Raw genomic sequence first — 19,994 nt, forward strand, 5'->3', positions numbered from 1 at the left:
GGTTGAAGCACTAGCCGCGTCTGGCTGGACGTCAATTTGCCGCGATTCCCTCACAACGTTAAGCTATGGACAGGACGGTTCCCCCTCGGGGGATTAATAGGGAACGCGGACGCACCGGCGTAGCCGGGCGCAGCCGCGGCTGTTCCCGCAACTGTGAGCGGCAAGCCAGCGTTCAAGCAAGGCCACTGGGCAACTGGGAAGGCCGAACGCCCGGCGACGACCCGCCAGCCAGGAGACCTGCCGTCTCAGTATCGCCTGGCCGCCGAACGGGTTTTTTCGGCGGGACGGTCCACCGTTTGGCGATGCGGGAAACCGAGCGTTCGCCGTGACGGCAGGCCCGGCGCCCTCGCCCGGCGGGGACGCCAACCCCCCTTTCTTTCGTCCTGGTTTCGCCAGGCGGCGAGCGCGCGTTTTCCAAGGGACGGCGAGCCGGCACAGCCGGTTCGAGCACAACCACCATCAGGAAACGCGTTCGCCCCATGTTTCACCACAACGAGCACCACATTCCGACCCGCCGTCTGACTCCGCCGGCGGCGGCCCTCGCGCTGCTGGCCGCCACCAGCGCGGCGGCCCAACAAGAACTACCGGAGATGGTGGTCACCGCCACCCGGGTACCGATACCCGCCGAGCAGTCCGGCAGCGCCATCACCGTCATCACCGGCGAAGAGCTGGAGCAACGGCAGATCCGCGTGGTCGCCGACGCCCTGCGCGACGTGCCCGGCGTCACGGTCAGCCGCAGTGGCGGCGCCGGCGGCATCACTCAGGTCTATCTGCGCGGCGCCGAATCCAACCAAACCCTGGTGCTGATCGACGGCGTGGAAGTCAACAATCCCGACGGCGGCGCCTTCGACTTCAACAGCCTGCTGGATGTGGCGGTGGAGCGCATCGAAGTGCTGCGCGGCCCGCAAAGCGTGCTGTGGGGCAACTCCGCCATCGGCGGCGTCATCAACATCGTCACCCGCCGCGCCGAGCAGCCTGTCCAGGCCAGCGCCCGGCTCGAAGGCGGCAGCTTCTCAACCGGGCAGGCCAGCGCCAGTCTGGGTGCCAGCGGCGACAACTACGATGCCCTGCTCAGCGGTAGCTGGTTCAACACCGACGGTTGGTCGTCCGGCAGTGCCTGGCGCGGCAACAACGAGGATGACGGCCTGCGCATCGGCACCCTGATGTTCAAGGGCAGCGTTCGGCCACACGACGATGTGGAACTCAGCCTGATCGATCGCTACACCGACAGTCGCAGCGACTTCGATGCCTTCTTCGGTGGCGACATTCGACCAGTGGTGGACAGCGACGAGCGCGCCGACAACCGGCAGAACCTGCTGCGCCTGCAAGGCAAGTTCAGTCTGCTCGGCGGCGCCTGGGAACACCTGCTCGGGGCCGGTCGCTACGATCTGGACGGCAAGACCACCAGCGCCGGGATCGAGACCTTCGATAACCAGTCTCACTCCAATCAATTCGATTACCAGAGCAATTATTTTTTCACCACGTCCGATGCCGAACATACCCTGACCTTCCTGGTCAAGGACAAGGAAGACGTGGCGAGCAACACCTACTTCGCCAGTAATTCAATCCGCAACACCGGAGTCGGCCTGCACTACAGCCTGGGATTGAGCGAACAACTCTTCCTGACCGCTGGTTTTCGCCGCGACTTCAATGATCGCTTCGATGATTCCAATACCTACCGCTTGACCGCCGCCTATCTGTGGCCGGACATCGGCGGCCGACTGCACGCCAGCTACGGCAGCGCGGTCAAGAACCCGACCATGACCGAATTGTTCGGCTTCTCCGGCGATTTTCAGGGCAATCCCGACTTGCGGCCGGAAACGAGCCGTGGCTACGATTTGGGTTGGGAACAGGCGCTGTTCGACCGGCGGCTGCGGCTGGATCTGACCGGCTTCGACAACCGCATCGACGACATCATCGTCGGCGCCGGGCGGTCGGTGATCAACCTGCCGGGCGAGAGCAGCAGTCGCGGCATCGAACTCAGCGCCAGCGTCGATCTGAGCACCGATCTCAGCGCTACTCTGGCTTACACCTACACCGACGCCGAAGATCCGCAAGGTCAGGAATTGCCGCGCCGTCCGCGCAATCTGGCCAGCCTCAACCTGAACTACCGGGCTTTCGACAACCGCGCCGATTTCAACCTGGCCATCCGTTACAGTGGTTCGGCCACCGATCTGGCCTACGACCCGGACACCTTCGTCAGTTTTCCGGTAACGCTGGATAGCTTCACCGTGGTCAATCTGGCGGCACGCTACCGGGTGGACGACCGCTGGCAGGTGTTCGGACGGGTCGATAACCTGTTCAACGAGCAATACGAAGAGGTGTTCGGTTACGCCGGGATCGAGCGTGGGGTCTATGTCGGCGCTCGCTATCAGTTCTGAGGGAATGGCGGTGCGCGGATGCTTGATCCTGGCGGCGCTGGCGCTGGTGAGCTCGGCGGCTTTCGCGGCCCCGCCGCGCGCCGCCTCACTGACCTTGTGCGCTGACCAGTACCTGCTGGGGCTGGCCGCTCCGGAGCAGATCGTCGCCGTCTCCGCCGCCGCCGCCGATCCGGACCAGTCGCTGTTCGCCGCCGAGGCCGCCCGCTATCCGGTCCATCGCGGCAGCAGCGAGGAACTGATCGCCCTGCGCGCCGAAGTGGTACTGACCGACCGCTGGATGCCACTGCAAACCGCCGCCCGGCTGGACCGCTTCGGAGTCCGGGTGATCTCGATCCCGTTGCCGAACAGTTGGGAGGAGATCGCCGACACCACCCGCGCCATCGCCGCCGCGCTTGGCCGTCCCGAACAGGGCGAGGCGCGCGTCGCCGAAATGCAGGCACGGCTGGAGCAATTGAAGCAGCAAACGGCCCGCCGCCACGCCGCGCCACCACTAGCGGCCTACTTCCTGCCCGATGGCGGCAGCGCCGGCGCCGGCACCTTCATCGATGCGGTGCTACAGGCCGCCGGTACGCGCAATCTGGCCACGGCGGTCGGTTTACACGGCTGGGGTTCCTTCAACCTGGAGCAATTGACGGAAACCCAGCCGGATCTGGTGGTGTTGGGTTTCTTCGATCAGGGCGGCGACAGTCGGCGCATGGCTTTCGCCCACCATCCGGTATTCCGCCGACTGCTGGCGGGGCGGCCGGTCATCGCCGTGCCGGATCGCTACTGGATGTGCAGCGGCTGGTTCCTGGCCGAAGCCGCCGCCTACATCGCCGAGCATTTGCCGGCGGAGTCCGCGCCATGAGCCGCGCCCCGGACGTTGATCTCCGCCGCGGTCGGCGGGTGATCGCGGTACTGGCGGCGCTGGCGACGGGTCTGGCACTGGCCGGGCTGTTGCTGGGTCCCCTGCCGCTGTCGCCATGGCAGGTGCTGACCGGACTGATCGGCGGCGACGAGCGGTTGTCTCTGATCGTGCTGGAGATTCGGCTGCCGCGAGTGCTGCTGGGGCTGATGGTCGGTGCGTCGCTGGGTCTGAGCGGCGCGGCGTTGCAGGGGCTGCTGCGCAACCCGCTGGCCGAACCCGGCATTCTCGGCGTGACGGCCAGCGCCGGCCTGGGCGCGGTGCTGGCGTTGTACTTCGGGCTGGCGCAGGTTTCGGCCTGGGCGCTGCCGGTCTGCGCGCTGGTCGGCGCCCTGCTGGCCACCCTGGGTCTGGCGCTGCTGGCGATCCGCGATCCCAACCCGCTGGGCCTGATCCTGGCCGGTCTGGCGGTGTCGAGTCTGGCGGTGGCGCTGACCTCGCTGGCCTTGAATCTGGCGCCCAACCCGCTGGCGCTGAGTGAGATGGTACTGTGGTTGCTCGGCTCGCTGCGCGATCGTGGGCTGGATGACGCGGCGCTGGCGGCGCCGTTCATGGTCGTCGGCTGGGCGCTGCTGCTGAGCGCCGGTCGCGGGCTGGACGCGCTGACCCTGGGCGAGGAAGCCGCTTGCAGCCTCGGCATCGGATTGGGTGGGCTGCGTGCTCAAGTCATCGGTGGCACCGCGCTGGCGGTGGGCGCGGCCACGGCGGCGACCGGTGCCATCGGCTTCGTGGGGCTGATCGCGCCGCACCTGCTGCGCCCCTGGCTCGGTCACCAGCCCGGTCGGCTGTTGCTGCCCAGCGCGCTGGCCGGCGCGGCGCTGCTGTCGGCGGCCGACCTGCTGGTGCGGTTGGTCCCGACCCGGCAGGAGTTGATGCTGGGCGTGGTCACTGCTCTGATCGGTGCGCCGTTTTTTCTGCATCTGCTGCTGCGCGGCCGGCGGACGCTGTCATGACGCTGCTGGAAGCGGAACGGATCAGCGTCGATCTGGGCGGGCGGACGGTGGTGAAGCAGGTTTCGCTGCGCGCCGCCGCCGGTCAACTGCTGGCGCTGATCGGTCCCAACGGCGCGGGCAAGACCACGCTGCTGGCGGCGCTGGCCGGGCTACGGCGATTTCGTGGCGGCGTGCGATTGCAGGGGCGGCCGTTGGCGACGCTGGGCCGGCGCGAGCGGGCCCGCGCGCTCGCCTATCTGCCGCAGGGCCACATTGCCCACTGGCCGCTGACCGTGCGCCGGCTGGTCGAACTGGGGCGGTTGCCGCATCTGGCACCGTGGCGCCCGCCCGCCGCCGCCGACCGCTTGGCGGTGGAGGAAGCGATGCAGCGCACCGATATTGCCGATCTGGCCGAACGACCATTCGACACCCTGTCCGGCGGGGAGCGGGCGCGGGTGATGCTGGCGCGGGTGCTGGCGGTGGAAGCGCCGCTGGTGCTGGCCGATGAACCGGTGGCGTCCCTGGACCCGTATCACCAATTGCGGGTCATGGAGCTGCTGCGCGACTACGCCGACAGCGGCGCGGCGCTGGTCGTGGTGCTGCACGATCTGACCCTGGCGGCGCGGTTCTGCGACGAGCTGCTATTGTTGCGCGAAGGCTCGCTGGTGGCTCGCGGGTCGGCGGACGGGGTGTTGTCGGCCGCGCATCTGGCCGAGGCGTATCGGGTGACCGCGCTGCGTGGCGAGCACGAAGACCAGCGCTACGTATTGCCGTGGCGACGGCTGGCGGCGGAGGAGAGCGGTGAGGCATAGCTCGTCGCCCGGCCGGGCGGATTCGGCGCGGCTGGCGATTGCCGCGCTACTGGCGGTGCTGTTGCATCTGGCCCTGGCCCAGGTTCCAATTGCCTGGCGTGCGCCCACCGCGCCGCTGGCCTCGCCGATCCAGATCAGCCTGCTGCCACCACCGGCCGCGCCACCCGCCGCCGTGCCGGGACCCCTTGCGTCCGGTCCCGTCACGCCCATGCCAGAAGTCGCCCCGGTCGCCGAAACCGCGCCAGTCGCCGAAACCGCGCCAGTCAAACCGGAATCCAGGCCGGAGCCACCGGAGCCGCGCCGTCCGGTAGTCACGGCGAAGGTCGCCAAACCCCGCGAACCCGTCCGTCCAGTAGCCAGACCGAAGCCGGTCAAGCCGAAACCGGTCAAGTCGAAGCCGGTCAAGCCGAAACCGGTCAAGCCGAAGCCGGTCAGGCCCAAACCCAAGCCGGTCGATTCGAAGCCGCTCAAACCCACCGAACCAGGCACGGAGCCACCGGTTCGCCTCGCCGCCACCCATCCGTCATCGACACCATCCTCGCCGATTGCTAGCGATGGCGGATCGGAAAAAAGGCCAGTGGGTGGTGGCGCAACCACGTCCAGGAAAGGAAGCGGTGTTCCGGCTTCGACCGAGGTCAAGCTGCGACCGCTGCCGGGCAACCCCCAGCCACGCTATCCGTCGCTGGCCCGTCGCCGCGGCGAGGAAGGCCAAGTATTGCTGCGGTTGACGGTGAATGCCGCCGGTCGGGTCGATGCGGTGAGCGTCGCGCGCAGCAGCGGTTACGAATTGTTGGATCAGGCGGCGCAACGGACGGTGGCGCGCTGGCGGTTCCAGCCACCGCGAGAAGAACGGATGGTGGCGCGGATTCCGATTACCTTCCGCTTGCGGGATTGAGATCGGGCTGCTTGCCCCGATCCACGGCGGCGGGTAGGGTAAGCGCAAATCAGCGGCGAGAGCGAGCCATGCACGAATTGGAACAGTTACTCAAGATCATGGTCCGGCTGCGCGATCCGGAACAGGGTTGTCCCTGGGACCGCGAGCAGACCTATGCCAGCATCGTCCCCCATACCATCGAGGAAGCTTACGAAGTCGCCGACGCCATCGCCCGCGAGGACTGGGCGGAACTGCGCGACGAACTGGGCGACCTGCTGTTTCAGGTGGTGTTCTACGCCCAGATCGCCCGCGAGGAAGGGCGTTTCGATTTCCGCGACGTGGCGCGTGGCATCGCCGACAAGATGACCCGCCGTCACCCGCACGTCTTCGGCGACGAGCGCTATGCCGACGCCGCCGAGCAAACCGCCGCCTGGGAGCGGATCAAGGCCGCCGAAAAAGCCGTGCCGCCGACCGGCGCGCTGGATGGCGTTCCGCTGGCGCTGCCGGCCCTGACTCGGGCGGTCAAGCTGCAAAAGAAGGCCGCCAAGGTCGGCTTCGACTGGGGTGCATTGGAACCGGTGCTGGCCAAGATCGCGGAAGAGATCGGCGAAATCCGCCACGAAATCGCCAGCGACGCCGCGCCGGAACGGCTGGCCGACGAACTGGGCGACGTGCTGTTCGCGGTCGCCAATCTGGCCCGCCACCTTCATCTCGATCCCGAGGCGGCCTTGCGTGGCACCAACGCCAAGTTCGAGCGCCGATTTCGGCAAGTCGAAAGCGGGTTGCTGGAGACGGGCCGGACTCCGGCGGAATCGACGCTGGCGGAGATGGATGGGTTGTGGGAACGCGCCAAGCTTGAAGAGAAGCGGTAGCGGTTCCCCGGTTCAAGCTGGAGATGGGTTTGATTTGTTGCCTGGTTAAACAGCTTACAAAGAAGGTAACTCTTCACACCCCTCCCGGTAATGGCTAACTTCCCCTCGGGGAGTAGGTATGGAAAACTAGAGTCCAGCCCCACGATCAACCACCATGCACCTCAGCCCACATAGCCTGCGCCAATGAGACCACGCCTACCTGGATTCGCTGGGGAGGCCGAGGTGCGTGCGCTGTCGGGCAAGCTGCTGGACGATTTGAAGGAGGCGCTGGACCGGTTGAATCAGGGACCGGACAACAGTTCGCGGCCGCCGAGCAGTCGGGCGCCGTGGGACCGACCGGGTGACGGGCCGGAATCGGATGCCGCCGATGCGGCGGACGAGGGACCCGAGTCGGCACCGGCAGACGCGAAGCCGGTGCCGGCGGAACCGCCGTCGGCCGAGGCGAAACCGGCGGACGCGAAACCCGCCCGTAAACCGGGTAAGCAGCCGGGGGCGCCGGGGATCGGCCGGACTCAGGTGTTCCAGGCGAATGCCGAACAGGCCCATTACCCCGACACCTGCGCCGGTTGTGGCCGGCCGCTGGACCCAGTGGGTGCGGTGGCCTACACCGGGTTTCAGGCGGTCGACCTGCACTGGGGCGATCCGGCGCGGCCGGGGTTGACGCTGTGGGTCGTGGACCATCGCTATGACGAAGCCCCCTGCGCCTGTGGCCATCGGACCCGGGCGGTGGCCGGCCAGGGCGTGGTGGACCCACTGCTGGCGGGGATTGAACTCAGCGAATGGCGGCTGGTGGGGCCGGGGTTGGCGGCGCTGATCGTGGCACTGGCTTTCCGGTTCCGGCTGTCGCGGGCGCGGATTCGCGAATTCCTGGACGAGTGGCTGGGCCTGAAGCTCAGTACCGGCACGATCCATCGGACGCTCCACGAAGCCGGCGCGGCCGTGGCGCCGGCGGAAGACGAACTCGTCCAGGCGGTTCTGGACAGCCATCTGCTGCACGCCGACGAAACCTCCTGGCCCGAACACGGCCGGCCGCTGTGGCTGTGGGTGTTTGTCGCGGCGACCGCGACCCTGTACTACGTGGCCGGGCGCGGCAAGGAGCGGGTCGAGAACGTGCTGGACGGCTTTAGCGGCTGGCTGATGAGCGATGGCTGGATGGCCTACCGCAACCACCCGCGCCGGTTACGCTGTTGGGCACACCTGATTCGCAAGGCGCGGGGCTTGGCCGAGAGTGGCGACCGCGAGGCCCGTGTCTTTGGCCGGTTCGTGCTGGAGACCTTGGAGGCGCTGATGGCGGCGGTCTACGCGGCCCGCGAAGGTCCGCCGCCGGTCGCGCCGCCGACCCAACACATGATGGTACTGGCCGCGTTGCGCGCGGCCTGCGAACGGCGCCAGGGTCACGCCCACGCCAAAACCCACGCCTTGGCGGTGGAGTTGCTCAACGACTGGGAAGCCATCTTCCAGGTGCTGAGTCATCCCGAACTGCCACTGACCAACAATGTAGCAGAGCGGGCACTACGCCATTGGGTGATCGCGCGCAAGATCAGTCACGGTACCCGCACCCCGGTGGGTTCGCGGGTCTTCGCTCTGCTCGCCAGCGTCATCGATACCTGTCGCCAGCGTGGCCACTCCCCTTGGCGCACTCTCGAACGCGCCATCGCCGACCGCCGCGCCGGATTGCCTCTTGCCCCCTTGCCCCGGTAGAGGGGGGAGAACGGCTACCAAAGAAGATGGTTCTTATTCAGCGATTCCCGGTCTCTTTCCTAGTCTTTGATTAATAATGGTTTTTTCTCGAAAATTTATCAGTGTTTAATAAAAAATATATTTATAAATCAGTTAGATGAGCAAAAGAGACCGGGAATCGCTGGTTCTTATTCCAACGGGCGTAACCAGTCGAGCGCGGGGTAGCGCGCCGGGGTGGAAAGGGGCGGTGGGTCCCTTGCCCGGTTGACCCGGAGGTGGGTAGATTGATGTCACCCAACAAGCAATCACCCGAGGAACCCACCGATGTCGATGATGTGGCCGTTGACGACCGAAGGCAAGGGGTTGGACCTGTCGGCGCACTTGGCGGTGCTGACCGGGTTCGTGTACGACGCCGCCCGCGACGGCTTGCCGGCGCACGAACTGGAGCACGGCCTGTGGTCGCGCCTGTTGCGACTGGGTCATGAGATGCAAGCGCAGTATTTTGCCTTGGTGGGCGACGGGGATTGCGGCAAAACCCTGACGCTGGCCGACGGGCGAGTGGTCAAGCGCTTGCCCAAACCCCATGGCCGACCCTATCGGTCGATCTTTGGCGACTTCACTCTGGTGCGGGTGGTCTACGGCACGCGGGAAGGCCAGGCGATCGAGGCGGCGCCGCTGGATGCCCGGCTGGGGTTGCCCGAGGGCCCGTTTTCCTATCTCTTGCAGGACTGGGATCAAGCGCTGGCGGTGGAGAATCCCTACGGTCAGGTCAACACGGTGCTGGCGCGCATCCTGGGTCTGAAACAGTCGGTGGCCAGCCTGGAGGCGATGACCCGGACCCTGGCCGGGGCGGTGGCCGGTCATGAAGCGGCCCGACCGCCGCCGGCCCCGGCGACGGGCCAGCAGCTCGTGGTGCTGAGCGCCGATGGCAAGGGGGTCCCGATCCGCAAGCCGGCCGACGCCCCGACCATCGCCGCCCACGACCACACCCGAGGGCCGAAGCCGGATCGTAAGAAGATGGCCGTGCTCGGTGCGGCCTATCAGATCGAGCCGCATCCGCGTACCGCCACCGCCGTGGTCGAGTCCTTGTTTCGCGATCCGACCGCCCCCACGGAACCCTCGGCGACGCCCCGACCGGCGCCTCGACAGAAACGGCTGTGCGCGGTGTTGCCGGTGGCCGCCGCCGTGGCGGCGGCGCTCGCCGCACCGCGCCCGGTCGAGGTGGTGTTCCCCTGGTTGCGGGCTGAGGCTCGCCAGCGCGACCCCGACCACCGGCAAACCTGGGTCCTGCTGATGGACGGTCAGCCGGCGTTGTGGGACGCCGCGGCGGACACCTTGGGCGACACCGCGCGGGTCGAGATCCTCGATCTGCTCCATGCGACCGGCTATTTGTGGGACGCCGTTCACCTGTTTCAGCCGTCCGGTAGCCCGCTGGCGACTAAACTGATGAAGGTGCTGGTGCATGCCCTGCTCGACGGGGTGGGGACCGGGGTGATTCGCTGGCTACAGGACCTGGCCGAGCAGGGCCACCTGTCCGCCGCCGCCCGCGCCCGGCTGGAACAGATTCACGGTTATTTCGACCGCCACCGCGACCGCATTCATTACGATCGGTATCTCGCCGCCGGCTATCCCATCGCCTCAGGGGTGATCGAAGGGGCCTGCCGCCATGCGGTCAAGGACCGGATGGAACGGGCCGGGATGCATTGGACCCTGCCCGGCGCCCAGGCCCTGTTGAACCTGCGCTGCGTGGCGCTCAACGACGAATGGGAGCCGTTCATGAACCATTACATCCAAACCGAAACGGCGCGCCTCTATGCGAACATCCCGAGCCAACCCCCATCCACCCGGCTTCGACTCGTCGCCTGAACCAAGGGCGCGCTCGACTGGTTACGCCCTATTCCAACTCATAGGGCACCAATACACCCTGATAAAATACTAGGGAAGAGTTTCTTTTATCCATGAATATTTATTAGTGTGCAATTTTGTGTGCACCTCGATGGGTCGATAATCGCATGTCACTATTCGGGCGTTTTTTACCACTTTTATTCGTGCTGGCCATCACTGGAATTGCATTGGTGGAGCGATTTTCCCAGGTGATCGCGCCAAGATTAGGGATACCAGAGGCAGGGATGGTGTTTTTGCTAATGTTGGTCTATGCCGGCTATTTACTGATATTGCGCCGACTCGTGGAGATCTTGTGGAGCCAATTGCACCACGTGAACGTCGATAGTCTGTTTTTCGTGCTCTGGGTTTTACTCGGTATCGCGTTTTTCTGGCTCTACCCACTTGCGGATTCCGGTAGTTTAGGTTTTTCCAGTGATCGCGAAGAAGGATTGGATATCTCCGTCAGGGCTCTCCTAAATGGTGATTACCCTTATTTGTGTCGAGCCCAATCGGGGGTGCACATAGGGTGTCCATCGGAGGGCAATTCCATTGCCGCCATGCCAGGCGCGTTTCTGCTGTCGGCACCCGTGATTCTGCTGTTTGGTGGCGCCGGGTGGCTGTCTCTACTCAGCCTTGGGATGGCTTACTGGGGATTTAAGACCTATTTTTGGGATGGCGAAAGGGCCTTGGTCTACCTATTCAGCCTGCTGGTGGGTGCTCCGATTATGCTGGCCGAGGTGCTCACCGGAGGAGATCATCTGGCGAATCTATTGTGGGTTTGCGTACCGTTGGTCTTGCTGCTGAAAGATCCGGGACGAAAAGCCGCGCCTTGGCTCTCACTGCTTCTCGGCATCGCCATGTCTTGGCGTGGTGTATTCTGGCTGCTGGTTTTCCCGGTATTGGCGTATTTCATCGCTCAGCGACGCTGGCGGGAAATGGTCAAACCCGTTATTTATGCAGCGCTCGGTTTTGTACTGGTAACATTGCCGCTCGTGCTATGGCAGCCCGAGCACTTCACACCATGGCAGGTCCAGCAGCGTTTCAGCCTGTACGAGCACATACTGCCCCATGCCGGTTTCTTGATCCCATTTGCCACAATTGTTGCAGGTACACTGCTTGGTTGGCTCGCGCCTAACAGAGAAGCTTTACTCATTGCCTGTGGTTGGGTGTTGCTGCTACCAGTGTTGGCAGCTGTCCATTACACACATCTTGAACGGCAGGGCCGCCGCCCCCATCTAGTGAGGTAGACACAGATGAGGGGTATAAGGTGATGGCGGAGACGGTAGCGGCGGCGGTCAGTTGGGCGGCGGCGGAGTTGGGCGGGGCGAACTTGGGGGATGCACGACTGAACCGGCGGCTGGTGCGGGTGGCGGAACGCCTGGGGGCGCAACCCGGCGCCAGCATTCCGGCCGCCTGCGGCGGCTGGGCGGAGACGCAGGCGGCGTATCGGTTGCTGGCCCATGAGGCGGTCACGTGGGAGCGGGTGCTCGCGCCGCACGGGGACGGTAGTGTCGAGCGGATGCGGCGCCAGCCGGTGGTCTTGTGCGTGCAGGACAGCACGGAGTTGGACTATACCGCCCAGCCGGGCATCGCCGGGTTGGGGCCGCTGAGCTACTTGCGGCAGCACGGACTGTACGTGCATCCCACCCTGGCGGTCACGCCGGACGGGGTGCCGCTGGGGGTGCTGGACGCCTGGCTGTGGACCCGTGACCGGGCGACCTTCGGCGAGGACAGACGGCACTGGCCGATCGAGGCCAAGGAGAGCATGCGCTGGCTGGAAGGCTTCGAGCGTTGCGCCGAACTGGCCGCGAGCCTGCCCGACACCCGGTTGGTCTACGTCGCCGACCGGGAATGCGACATTCACGAGTTCATGGTCCGGGCGCAACGGGCGCCGGGAATCGACTGGCTGATCCGGGCCACCCACAACCGCTGCCTGGCCGAGGGCGACAAGCTGTGGGACCGGCTGGCGCAGGCCCCGGTGTTGGGCGAGGTCACGTTCGCCCTCCCGGCCCGGCCGAACCGGCCGAGCCGGCCGGTGGTGCTGACGGCGCGGGCCGAACGGGTCACCCTGCACCCGAAAGGGGGCAAACCGGTGACGGTCACCGCGCTGCGGGCACGGGAAGAGTCCCCGCCGGCCGGGGTCGAACCGCTCGACTGGCGGTTGCTGACCAACCGCGCGGCCGACACCCTGGCCCAGGCGGCCGAATGGATCCAGTGGTACGGAGCTCGTTGGAGTATCGAGGTTTTTTTCCGAATCTTGAAAACCGGCTGCCGGGTGGAAGCCTTGCAACTTAGCACCCGGGAGCGGCTGGAACCGGCCCTGGCCGTGTACCTGATCATCGCTTGGCGGATTCAGTACCTGACCGTGCTGGGGCGGACCACCCCCGAGCTGCCCTGTGACGCCGTGCTGGACCCGACCGAATGGCAGGCCGTTTGGGTCGCGATCCACCGCCGGCCCCCGCCGGTGATCCCGCCGCCGCTGCCCGCCATGCTCGGCTGGATCGCCCGCCTCGGCGGCCACTTGGGCCGCAAGTGCGACGGCCCTCCTGGCCCCCAGGCCCTGTGGATCGGCTTGCAGCGGGCCCGCGACCTCGCTTGGGGGATGCACTTGGCTTCTGATCTCCATGCCCACTCAATCAGTTAGACGATGTGTGTAATGGACAGGTGTTGGCAGGGGCCACGTTCAATTCCGTCCAATTAGGCAGGCCGACGTTGCTCTTTTATGGGTGGTACGGAATCTTCGCCATTGTGTTTTGGTCATTGCCGGCTTTTTCGTCGCGCTGGCCGGCGACGGAAAATACGCGATCATGATCAAACAGGTAGAGTAGTACGACGACTTCCCAGATCTCTTCATCAAGTTCTTGTTCAGCGGCAACCGGTGAGTACTGGTTGCTCACGCCACCGCGCGGCACCTTCGCCGCTCCGGTGGTCGGTCGACATCGTGACCGACGCTCTCAAGCGAGTTTCTGGTGCTCCGGCTGGTAGACATGACCGCGAATGAACGCCTCCATGTCGTTCGGACGATCGACTCGCGCCAGCCCGCTATCGAACACCAATTTGGCAACCCACACCGCCGTCTTGATCTCCGTTTCGAGAATGTTCGCTTGTAGCGGATAAAGCAGCCCCTGTTTCAACAGCGCATCCGGCACCTGGTCCGCAACAGCTCTTGCGGCCTTGATGAACATCTCGTCACTGACCCGCTTGGCCTGCGTGGCGTAGATGATCATGCCCACCGCCGGGAAGATGTAGAAGTTATTCGCCTGTCCCGGTAGAAAGGTTTGGCCATCGAGATGGACGGGCGGGAACTGAACCCTGGCCGCGAAAATCGCCCGACCTTTCGACCACGTGTAGGCTTGCTCGGCCGAACACTCCGCATGTTCGGTCGGGTTCGACAGCGCCAGGATCACGGGGCGCTCGTTCACCTGTGCCATGGTCTCGACGACCTGTTGGGTGAAGGCGCCGCCGATCGTGCTGACACCAATGATCGTCGTCGGCTCGATGCTCTTGATCGCGGCGACGAAGTCCTTGGTCGGCGGGTGCGGGTGCGCGCAAGGCTTCTGGAAATCCACTAAATCGCCGCGGGTCGATTCGAGCAGGCCATCGCCAGCCATGTCCAGTGCCGCGTTGAACGAGCAAATCGTTGATCTGGGCGAAAAGTACGCTCAAGCCTGTACATCGAGCGCCCGGCACAACCCATCGCGTTGACCGCCATGCAGTGGCCGGCTCGCCACCCGACCGTTGACCGTGAGTTTCATCTCCCGTGGTTCCGGGGGGTGTGGCGAAACTTGTAGGGCGAGTTACGCTACGCTAATATCGTTTCCCGATAGGTTTTGTTCTTTTCGGAGGCCAATAACCACCCTGTTCGTCATACCCGCGAAAGCGGGTATCCCGTTTTTCAGCGGCGGCCTGGATTCCCGCATTCGCGGGAATGACGAAAACCTATTCAGAATTGGTATAACCCGCCCTCGATTTTGCAAAAAATCTTCGACATGAATCGTATGGCATCAGAGAGTTGGCTTGCTGGCGCGCTTGCGTGCGTACATATCGGCGTCGGCATGTACGATCAGGCCGTTGGCCGTATCCGCGTCGGCAGGGTAGCGGGCCAGACCCACGGCGCCCCCCAAGGTCTGGCCCGCCAAGAATTCGGTGTCGATGCTCGTCAGCGGCTTGTGCAGTATCCGTTCGATATGCCCGCGGATTTGTTCCGCGGCGTCGACATCACGAATCTCATCGATCAGCAATACGAACTCGTCACCCGCATAACGCGCCACTAGATCCTTGGTACGGGTGGATACGCGCAAGCGCTGGCCGATTTCGACGAGCACTCTGTCACCCGCATCGTGACCCAGCCGGTCGTTAACGAGCTTGAAGTTGTTCAGATCGACGAAGAACACCGCAAACGGCTCGCTGTCCGTCACCCGACGATGCTGATGGATTCGCTCGGTGATGCGGCGCAGGATCATGTCGCGATTGAGCAGTTCGGTGAGCGTATCGATCCGCAGTTTCTGTTGCATCTGCCGAAAGCTGGTTGCGAGGTCGCCGATTTCGTCGCCCCGATTGATTTCCAGCGGCGCATCGAGTCGACCCTTGCCGACTTGACGCGCGGCCTCGGCCAACCGCCGCAGGTCGCGACTGACCCAGAAGAGGATGGCGAGACCGATCAGCACCGTCAAAAGCGCCGCCACGCCACCAATGGCCGCCGTTCGGATCACATTTTCGGTCACGCCCTGCATGAAATCGCTGCGCGGCACCGCTACGACGATAATCCAGTCCAACCCAGCCATGTCCATCAATCGCTCGTAGGCAAGCTGAATCGATTCACCGTTCGGTCCGGTAAAGCGCATCGTGCGCGGTGGCGTGGCGGCGGATGGGACGCTCATCAGTACTTGACGCACCTGATCGAAAGTCGCCACCTGAAGAGCATTGCCGCTATCGATGGCATTGATGCGGGTGTTGCTACCGTCGGCCAACGTTCTGGTGTTCGGACTGCGCGACGAAGCAATAAGATTGCCGTCAGGCTCGATGATGAAAGCCAACGCATGCTCGCTGATCTTCAGTCTGTGGACAAAATCATTGAGCTGGCGCAGCGAAACGTCGGTGGCGACGACGCCTTCCAGACCGCCTTTGGCATCGAGCACGCGCCGGGCCCGCGTGGCCACCAGTTCGGTGGTGCGAAAATCGATGTAGACGGATGTCCAGGTGAGAGACAGACTGGTCTCGCCCGCCTGGTACCAGGGTCTCACCCGCGGGTCGTATATCTTGGTCTCCAGCTCCGGTTCGGACAGCACGCCGTTGATGCCGCTAAAGCGGTACAGAGAGCGAGGCGCCGCGGCATCGAGCTTGATGCGCAGCTCGCCGTCTTGTTGCGAGTATCGCCACAAACCAAAGAACTGACCCTGACGCGTCCCGTAATAGACATAGTTGTTCGGATCCAGATGCAATGAAGTGGCGATCCAGAACCGGGTACGCAAGGCGGCGAATTGGCCTTCGATGTCCGTGGGCGCGGGCATGCCCTCGGGGAAGGCCGCTTCGAGCACCGCGCCCGAACCGACGATGTGACGATCCACCGCCTGGGCAATGCGCCCCACGGTTTCGCGCAGCAAGTGGTCGGCAACGGTATCCACCGCCTGGCTGCCGGCGCGATAGGAAAGCGCACCGATCAGCGACGCAACTCCGATCACCAGCACCACATACGGCACGGTCAAGGATTGACGCAGTGAAAGACGGGCGAAACGCTTCAAAGGACAGTGAAGTAATGGATAGCGCAAGATACAAAAACTTATGTGAAATTATCCCGGCTTCCTCCGTCCCCGCCAAGGATTCGGATCCAGTTCTCGGGAACATTTGCGGAGGGGCGAAAGAGCGTCCGATATAGCAACCCTCTTTGAGTGGTGGAAGCGTGGACCACCGCGCTCAATCCCCCTTGCCGCAGTATTCCCCTTTGAAAAAGGGGGTTGTGGGGTACTATTGAGTCGACCATAACTCATTGAGGAAAGCTATAGTTTAGGCGATTTTCCGAGAAGAAAAAGGTTATCGACCGGACCTGAACTCCCCATTTGGAAAAAGGGGATCGGGGAGATTTTCCAAGCCGAAAAGATGCCCGACCGCGGACGATGGAGCGCCAAGGCAGTCCATCGTCACGTTCTCTCATGCCAACATTGCTCAGGCCGCGTTGGGGTCCACCACAGTCCGGCCGCGCACCCGACCGGCGACGATGTCATCAGCCAGTTGAGGCACCTCTTCCAGCGAGGCGACATGGGCGATGCTTTGCAAGGCGTTGCCGGGAAGATCCTGGACCAAACGTTCCCAGGCTTGCTGGCGTCGGGCAAAAGGACACATCACCGAATCCACGCCGAGCAGTTTGACGCCACGCAGGATGAACGGCATGACGGTGGTTGGCAGATCGGCGCCACCCGCCAGCCCGCAGGCCGCCACCGCGCCGCCGTAGTCGATCTCGGCCAGGACCCGCGCCAGCATCGTGCTGCCGACCGTGTCCACCGCCCCGGCCCAGCGCTGCGCTTCCAGTGGCTTGGGGGGCTGGCTCATTTCCTCCCGGCTGACAAAACCAGCGGCGCCCAGTTCACGCAGATAGCCCTCGGTTTCCGGACGGCCGCTGACCGCATGCACCGTGTAACCGAGCTTGGCCAGCAGGGCCACCGCCACGCTGCCGACCCCGCCGCTGGCGCCGGTCACCAGGATGGGCTTGTCGCCGCCGGGGGTCATGCCCGCCTCTTCCAGCGCCATGACGCACAGCATGGCGGTGAAACCGGCGGTGCCGATGGCCATCGCCGTTTTGGTGTCCATGCCGGCTGGCAGCGGCACGAGCCACTTGGATTGCAGCCGGGCTTTCTGGGCATAACCGCCCCAGTAGCGTTCGCCCACGCTCCAGCCGGTCAACACCACCTTGTCGCCGGCCCGGTAGTCCGGGGAACTGGATTCCAGCACCGTGCCGGCCAGATCGACGCCCGGCACCATCGGAAACTGGCGCACGATCTTGCCCTTGCCGGTCACCGCCAGACCGTCCTTGTAGTTGAGCGAGGAGTATTCCACCGCCACCAGCACATCGCCTTCGGGCAGATCGTCGAGAGTGAGTTGTTGGATAGTGGCGACGGTTTTTTTGCCTTCCTGGGTCAGGACCAGGGCTTTAAAGGTATTCTGGGGCATGGCACGTCTCCGGTGGTTGGTTTGGGATGGATGGATTTTATGTCCCGATAGCGTTCGGATTTCAATCTGTCGGGTGGGTGATGCTCAAGCCTGCACATCGAGCGTCCGGCACAACCACTCGCGCTGACCGTCGCGTAGCGGCCGGATTGCGGCGCGGCCGTTGACCGTGAATTCCAGCTCCCGCAATTCCGGGCGGCCATGGATGACCGGGCTAAAGCTCACCGTGCCGGTGGGATAGTCGCCCGATTCGGTGATGGCGACCCGCAACCGTTCGCCTTCGATTTCCGCCGTGATACGGGCCACGCCATGGGCACCGCTTTCATAGCGCCGGGTCTCCCGGTCGTCCAGCCAATAATTGCCGAGGGCCGGCCGATCATGGCAAAACAGATGCAATTCAACGGCGCTCAGGTCCATGAGGCTGTTTTTTAGCGGACCGGCGTAATACGGCAGCACTGCTCCGTCGCGGGCAAACAGCGGCAGTTCGTCCAGCGCCGCCGCGTAGGGCAGCGATTGGCCACCCTCCAGCCATTCCCCCCGGTTCAGGTCGAACCACCAGCCCGGCGGCAACACCACCAGCCGTTCCCACACCTTGATTCCGTGGCGGAGAGATTCCGGACCCCGCCCCTCGCCGTGCAAGATCGGGGCGACCAGCAGGGCGTCGCCCACCAGATATTGATCGTCCAGGTCGCTGAATTCGGGTTCGGGATAGTGATAGAGCAGCGGGCGGATGATCGGGTCGCCGTCCCGCCAATGCGCGAAGAAGCACTGATACAGATACGGCAACAGCCGGTAGCGGGTGCGAATCGCGCCGCGAATGGCGGCCAGCGGCTCCGACCCGAACCGCCAGGGTTCCTGGCGGCGGCTAAAGTGGGCGGAATGATTGCGGTAGAACGGGAACAGGCAGCCGGCCTGATGCCAGCGCACCAGCAGCTCGGCGCTGACATCGTCCATGAAGCCGCCCACATCCGGGCCGTTGAAGGCCACTCCCGACAGGCCCAAATTCAGCGAGCAGGGCAGCGACATGCGCAGGTGTTGCCAGTTGCTGGCGTTGTCGCCGGTCCACACCGCGCTGTGGCGCTGGGTGCCGGCGCAGGCGCTGCGGGTTAGTAAAAAAGGCCGGCCGTCGGGATCGACCTGCTCGCAGGCCCGCCGGCTGGCCAGCGCCATGAAATGCGCGTATTGATTGTGATAGCGGTCGTGAGGGATGGCGCCATGATCGAAGCGCATCTCCTCGGTGCGGCTGTAGCCGGTGGCGGGGTCGTTCATGTCCAGCCAGATCCCGTCCAGCGCGCTGTCGCGCAGAAATTCCGCCAGCCAATCGGCCCACCAGCGGCGCGTGGCTTCCAGGGTGAAATCGGGGAATACCGTATCGCCCGGCCAGACCTTGCCCACGTACTCCCGCCCGCTCGCCGTTTGGCAGAACATCGCGCCCGCCTGGCCGCTGTCGTACACCGCGTAGCCCGGTTCGCGCTTGACGCCGGGATCGACGATGGCGACGGTGCGGATGCCGGCGGCCTTCAACTCACGGTTCAGGGCGGCGGGGTCGGGGAACTCGGTATGGTTCCAGGTGAACAGCCGGAAACTCTCCATGTAGTCGATGTCGTACCACAGCGCGCTGACCGGCAGGTCGGCGGCGGCGAATTGCGCGGCCAGTTCCCGCAGTTCCGCCGCGTTGCGATAGCTCCAGCGGCACTGGTGATAGCCCAGCGCCCACGGCGGCGGCAGCGGCGCCCGGCCGGTCAGGGCCGCATGGCGTCGCGCCACCTCGGCCAGGGTCGGGCCGGCGAGGAGATAAAGATCGGTGTTGCCGCCCAGCGACTGATACCAAAACTCGCCCGGCCGGGACTGGCCGGCGTCCATGATCGCGTGGCCGGGATTGTCGAAGAACAGCCCGAGAAAGTGCTCGCCGCTTTTCAATATCGCCAGGGGGATGGCGACATAGGTCGGATCGTAATCGTCGCGGGCGTAGGTGTGGCGGAACACCGCCACCACGTCCACGGTCAGGCACTCGGCGCTGTCGCCCAGCTTGTTGAGGCGCTTGGTGCGCTCGCCGAAGCCGTAACAGCCGTCCACGGCGCTCAAATCGAAGTTGAGCAACAGCGCCTCGCCGCAGCCACCGATCCCTCCGGCAACGGTCGCCAGCGTAAACCCGGCCCATTCCAGCCGCAGATGGGTCGCGCCCAGTTCGACCTGGCCCGCCGCCGCCGCGAATACCACCGTGTCTCCGTCCAGTCGTGGCGCGACCGGCCGGCCGGCCCGGCGTTCCGGCGGCACCGCGTCCGAGTGCTGGCGCCCGTCGGCTACCCGCTCATTCTCGAAGCGCAGCCGCAGGCAGCCGTCGGCGATCTCGGCGCAGCGGACCCACAGCCGGACGCTGGTCCCGCTCAGTTCGGCTGCATCGGCCCCGACTGTCAGTCGGTCGGGGGTGTCAAAATTGAGCGGATGGATTTTCTGGCCGAAGAACATGATGAAGACCCTCTGGTCGAACGTC

General features: G+C 64.8%; 15 protein-coding genes and 1 riboswitch. Of the genes, 10 read left to right on the top strand and 5 right to left on the bottom strand.

Annotation, left to right across the window (positions count from 1 at the left end; all coding sequences use genetic code 11):
• Nucleotides 1-58 precede the first annotated feature (58 nt).
• Nucleotides 59-260, top strand: a riboswitch (cobalamin riboswitch).
• A 219-nt stretch (nt 261-479) separates the two neighbouring features.
• From IPM89_10955 to IPM89_11000, 10 genes are all read left to right on the top strand, one after another.
• Nucleotides 480-2,381, top strand: coding sequence for a TonB-dependent receptor (locus tag IPM89_10955; GenBank protein QQS53404.1), 1,902 nt, complete (start codon nt 480-482; stop codon nt 2,379-2,381).
• 10 nt (nt 2,382-2,391) lie between these two features.
• Nucleotides 2,392-3,228 (top strand): ABC transporter substrate-binding protein, encoded by an 837-nt coding sequence (locus tag IPM89_10960; protein QQS53405.1) that lies wholly within the window; start codon nt 2,392-2,394, stop codon nt 3,226-3,228.
• On the top strand, nt 3,225-4,238 hold the full coding sequence (locus tag IPM89_10965) for an iron ABC transporter permease (GenBank protein ID QQS53406.1): 1,014 nt from the start codon (nt 3,225-3,227) through the stop codon (nt 4,236-4,238). Before IPM89_10960 ends, IPM89_10965 begins: the two co-directional genes overlap by 4 nt.
• Nucleotides 4,235-5,029 carry an ABC transporter ATP-binding protein gene (locus IPM89_10970; protein ID QQS53407.1) on the top strand — a complete coding sequence of 265 codons (795 nt, stop codon included), beginning with the start codon at nt 4,235-4,237 and terminating at the stop codon, nt 5,027-5,029. Before IPM89_10965 ends, IPM89_10970 begins: the two co-directional genes overlap by 4 nt.
• Nucleotides 5,019-5,924: an energy transducer TonB gene (locus IPM89_10975; protein ID QQS53408.1), complete on the top strand. Its 906-nt coding sequence runs from the start codon at nt 5,019-5,021 to the stop codon at nt 5,922-5,924. Before IPM89_10970 ends, IPM89_10975 begins: the two co-directional genes overlap by 11 nt.
• A 68-nt stretch (nt 5,925-5,992) precedes the next feature.
• A complete protein-coding gene (mazG, locus tag IPM89_10980) occupies nt 5,993-6,775 on the top strand; it encodes a nucleoside triphosphate pyrophosphohydrolase (GenBank protein ID QQS53409.1) in 783 nt (260 codons plus the stop codon).
• 414 nt (nt 6,776-7,189) lie between these two features.
• The gene (locus IPM89_10985; GenBank protein QQS55887.1) at nt 7,190-8,476 is read left to right on the top strand and encodes an IS66 family transposase; all 1,287 of its coding nucleotides are present in this window, start codon (nt 7,190-7,192) and stop codon (nt 8,474-8,476) included.
• A 303-nt stretch (nt 8,477-8,779) separates the two neighbouring features.
• On the top strand, nt 8,780-10,321 hold the full coding sequence (locus tag IPM89_10990) for an ISKra4 family transposase (GenBank protein ID QQS53410.1): 1,542 nt from the start codon (nt 8,780-8,782) through the stop codon (nt 10,319-10,321).
• 146 nt (nt 10,322-10,467) lie between these two features.
• Nucleotides 10,468-11,586 (top strand): hypothetical protein, encoded by a 1,119-nt coding sequence (locus tag IPM89_10995; protein QQS53411.1) that lies wholly within the window; start codon nt 10,468-10,470, stop codon nt 11,584-11,586.
• A gap of 23 nt (nt 11,587-11,609) precedes the next feature.
• Complete coding sequence (locus tag IPM89_11000; GenBank protein ID QQS53412.1) at nt 11,610-12,983, top strand: IS4 family transposase; 1,374 nt, start codon at nt 11,610-11,612, stop codon at nt 12,981-12,983.
• Between the two features lie 76 nt (nt 12,984-13,059).
• On the opposite strand, the gene IPM89_11005 is transcribed toward IPM89_11000, so the two are convergent.
• The 5 genes from IPM89_11005 to IPM89_11025 all read right to left on the bottom strand — a co-directional run bounded on the left by IPM89_11005 (nt 13,060) and on the right by IPM89_11025 (nt 19,969).
• A complete protein-coding gene (locus IPM89_11005; protein ID QQS53413.1) occupies nt 13,060-13,251 on the bottom strand; it encodes a hypothetical protein in 192 nt (63 codons plus the stop codon).
• Between the two features lie 42 nt (nt 13,252-13,293).
• Entirely contained in the window at nt 13,294-13,950 is a 657-nt protein-coding gene (locus IPM89_11010; protein ID QQS53414.1) for a hypothetical protein, read from the bottom strand.
• Between the two features lie 393 nt (nt 13,951-14,343).
• Complete coding sequence (locus tag IPM89_11015; GenBank protein QQS55888.1) at nt 14,344-16,080, bottom strand: diguanylate cyclase; 1,737 nt, start codon at nt 16,078-16,080, stop codon at nt 14,344-14,346.
• A gap of 421 nt (nt 16,081-16,501) precedes the next feature.
• Nucleotides 16,502-17,503, bottom strand: a complete 1,002-nt coding sequence (locus tag IPM89_11020) for an oxidoreductase (protein QQS53415.1) — start codon at nt 17,501-17,503, stop codon at nt 16,502-16,504.
• Between the two features lie 84 nt (nt 17,504-17,587).
• Nucleotides 17,588-19,969, bottom strand: coding sequence for an alpha-glucosidase (locus tag IPM89_11025; protein ID QQS53416.1), 2,382 nt, complete (start codon nt 19,967-19,969; stop codon nt 17,588-17,590).
• Nucleotides 19,970-19,994: the final 25 nt, after the last annotated feature.

The organism is Candidatus Competibacteraceae bacterium, assembly GCA_016699715.1.
In the GTDB taxonomy this organism is placed as follows: domain Bacteria; phylum Pseudomonadota; class Gammaproteobacteria; order Competibacterales; family Competibacteraceae; genus Competibacter.

Coding starts and splice junctions, on each gene's coding strand:
- IPM89_10995 (QQS53411.1), top strand. CDS start 10,468: ATGTCACTATTCGGGCGTTTTTTACCACTTTTATTCGTGCTGGCCATC.
- IPM89_11000 (QQS53412.1), top strand. CDS start 11,610: ATGGCGGAGACGGTAGCGGCGGCGGTCAGTTGGGCGGCGGCGGAGTTG.
- mazG (QQS53409.1), top strand. CDS start 5,993: ATGCACGAATTGGAACAGTTACTCAAGATCATGGTCCGGCTGCGCGAT.
- IPM89_10955 (QQS53404.1), top strand. CDS start 480: ATGTTTCACCACAACGAGCACCACATTCCGACCCGCCGTCTGACTCCG.
- IPM89_11010 (QQS53414.1), bottom strand. CDS start 13,950: ATGGCTGGCGATGGCCTGCTCGAATCGACCCGCGGCGATTTAGTGGAT.
- IPM89_10970 (QQS53407.1), top strand. CDS start 4,235: ATGACGCTGCTGGAAGCGGAACGGATCAGCGTCGATCTGGGCGGGCGG.
- IPM89_11020 (QQS53415.1), bottom strand. CDS start 17,503: ATGCCCCAGAATACCTTTAAAGCCCTGGTCCTGACCCAGGAAGGCAAA.
- IPM89_10965 (QQS53406.1), top strand. CDS start 3,225: ATGAGCCGCGCCCCGGACGTTGATCTCCGCCGCGGTCGGCGGGTGATC.
- IPM89_11025 (QQS53416.1), bottom strand. CDS start 19,969: ATGTTCTTCGGCCAGAAAATCCATCCGCTCAATTTTGACACCCCCGAC.
- IPM89_10990 (QQS53410.1), top strand. CDS start 8,780: ATGTCGATGATGTGGCCGTTGACGACCGAAGGCAAGGGGTTGGACCTG.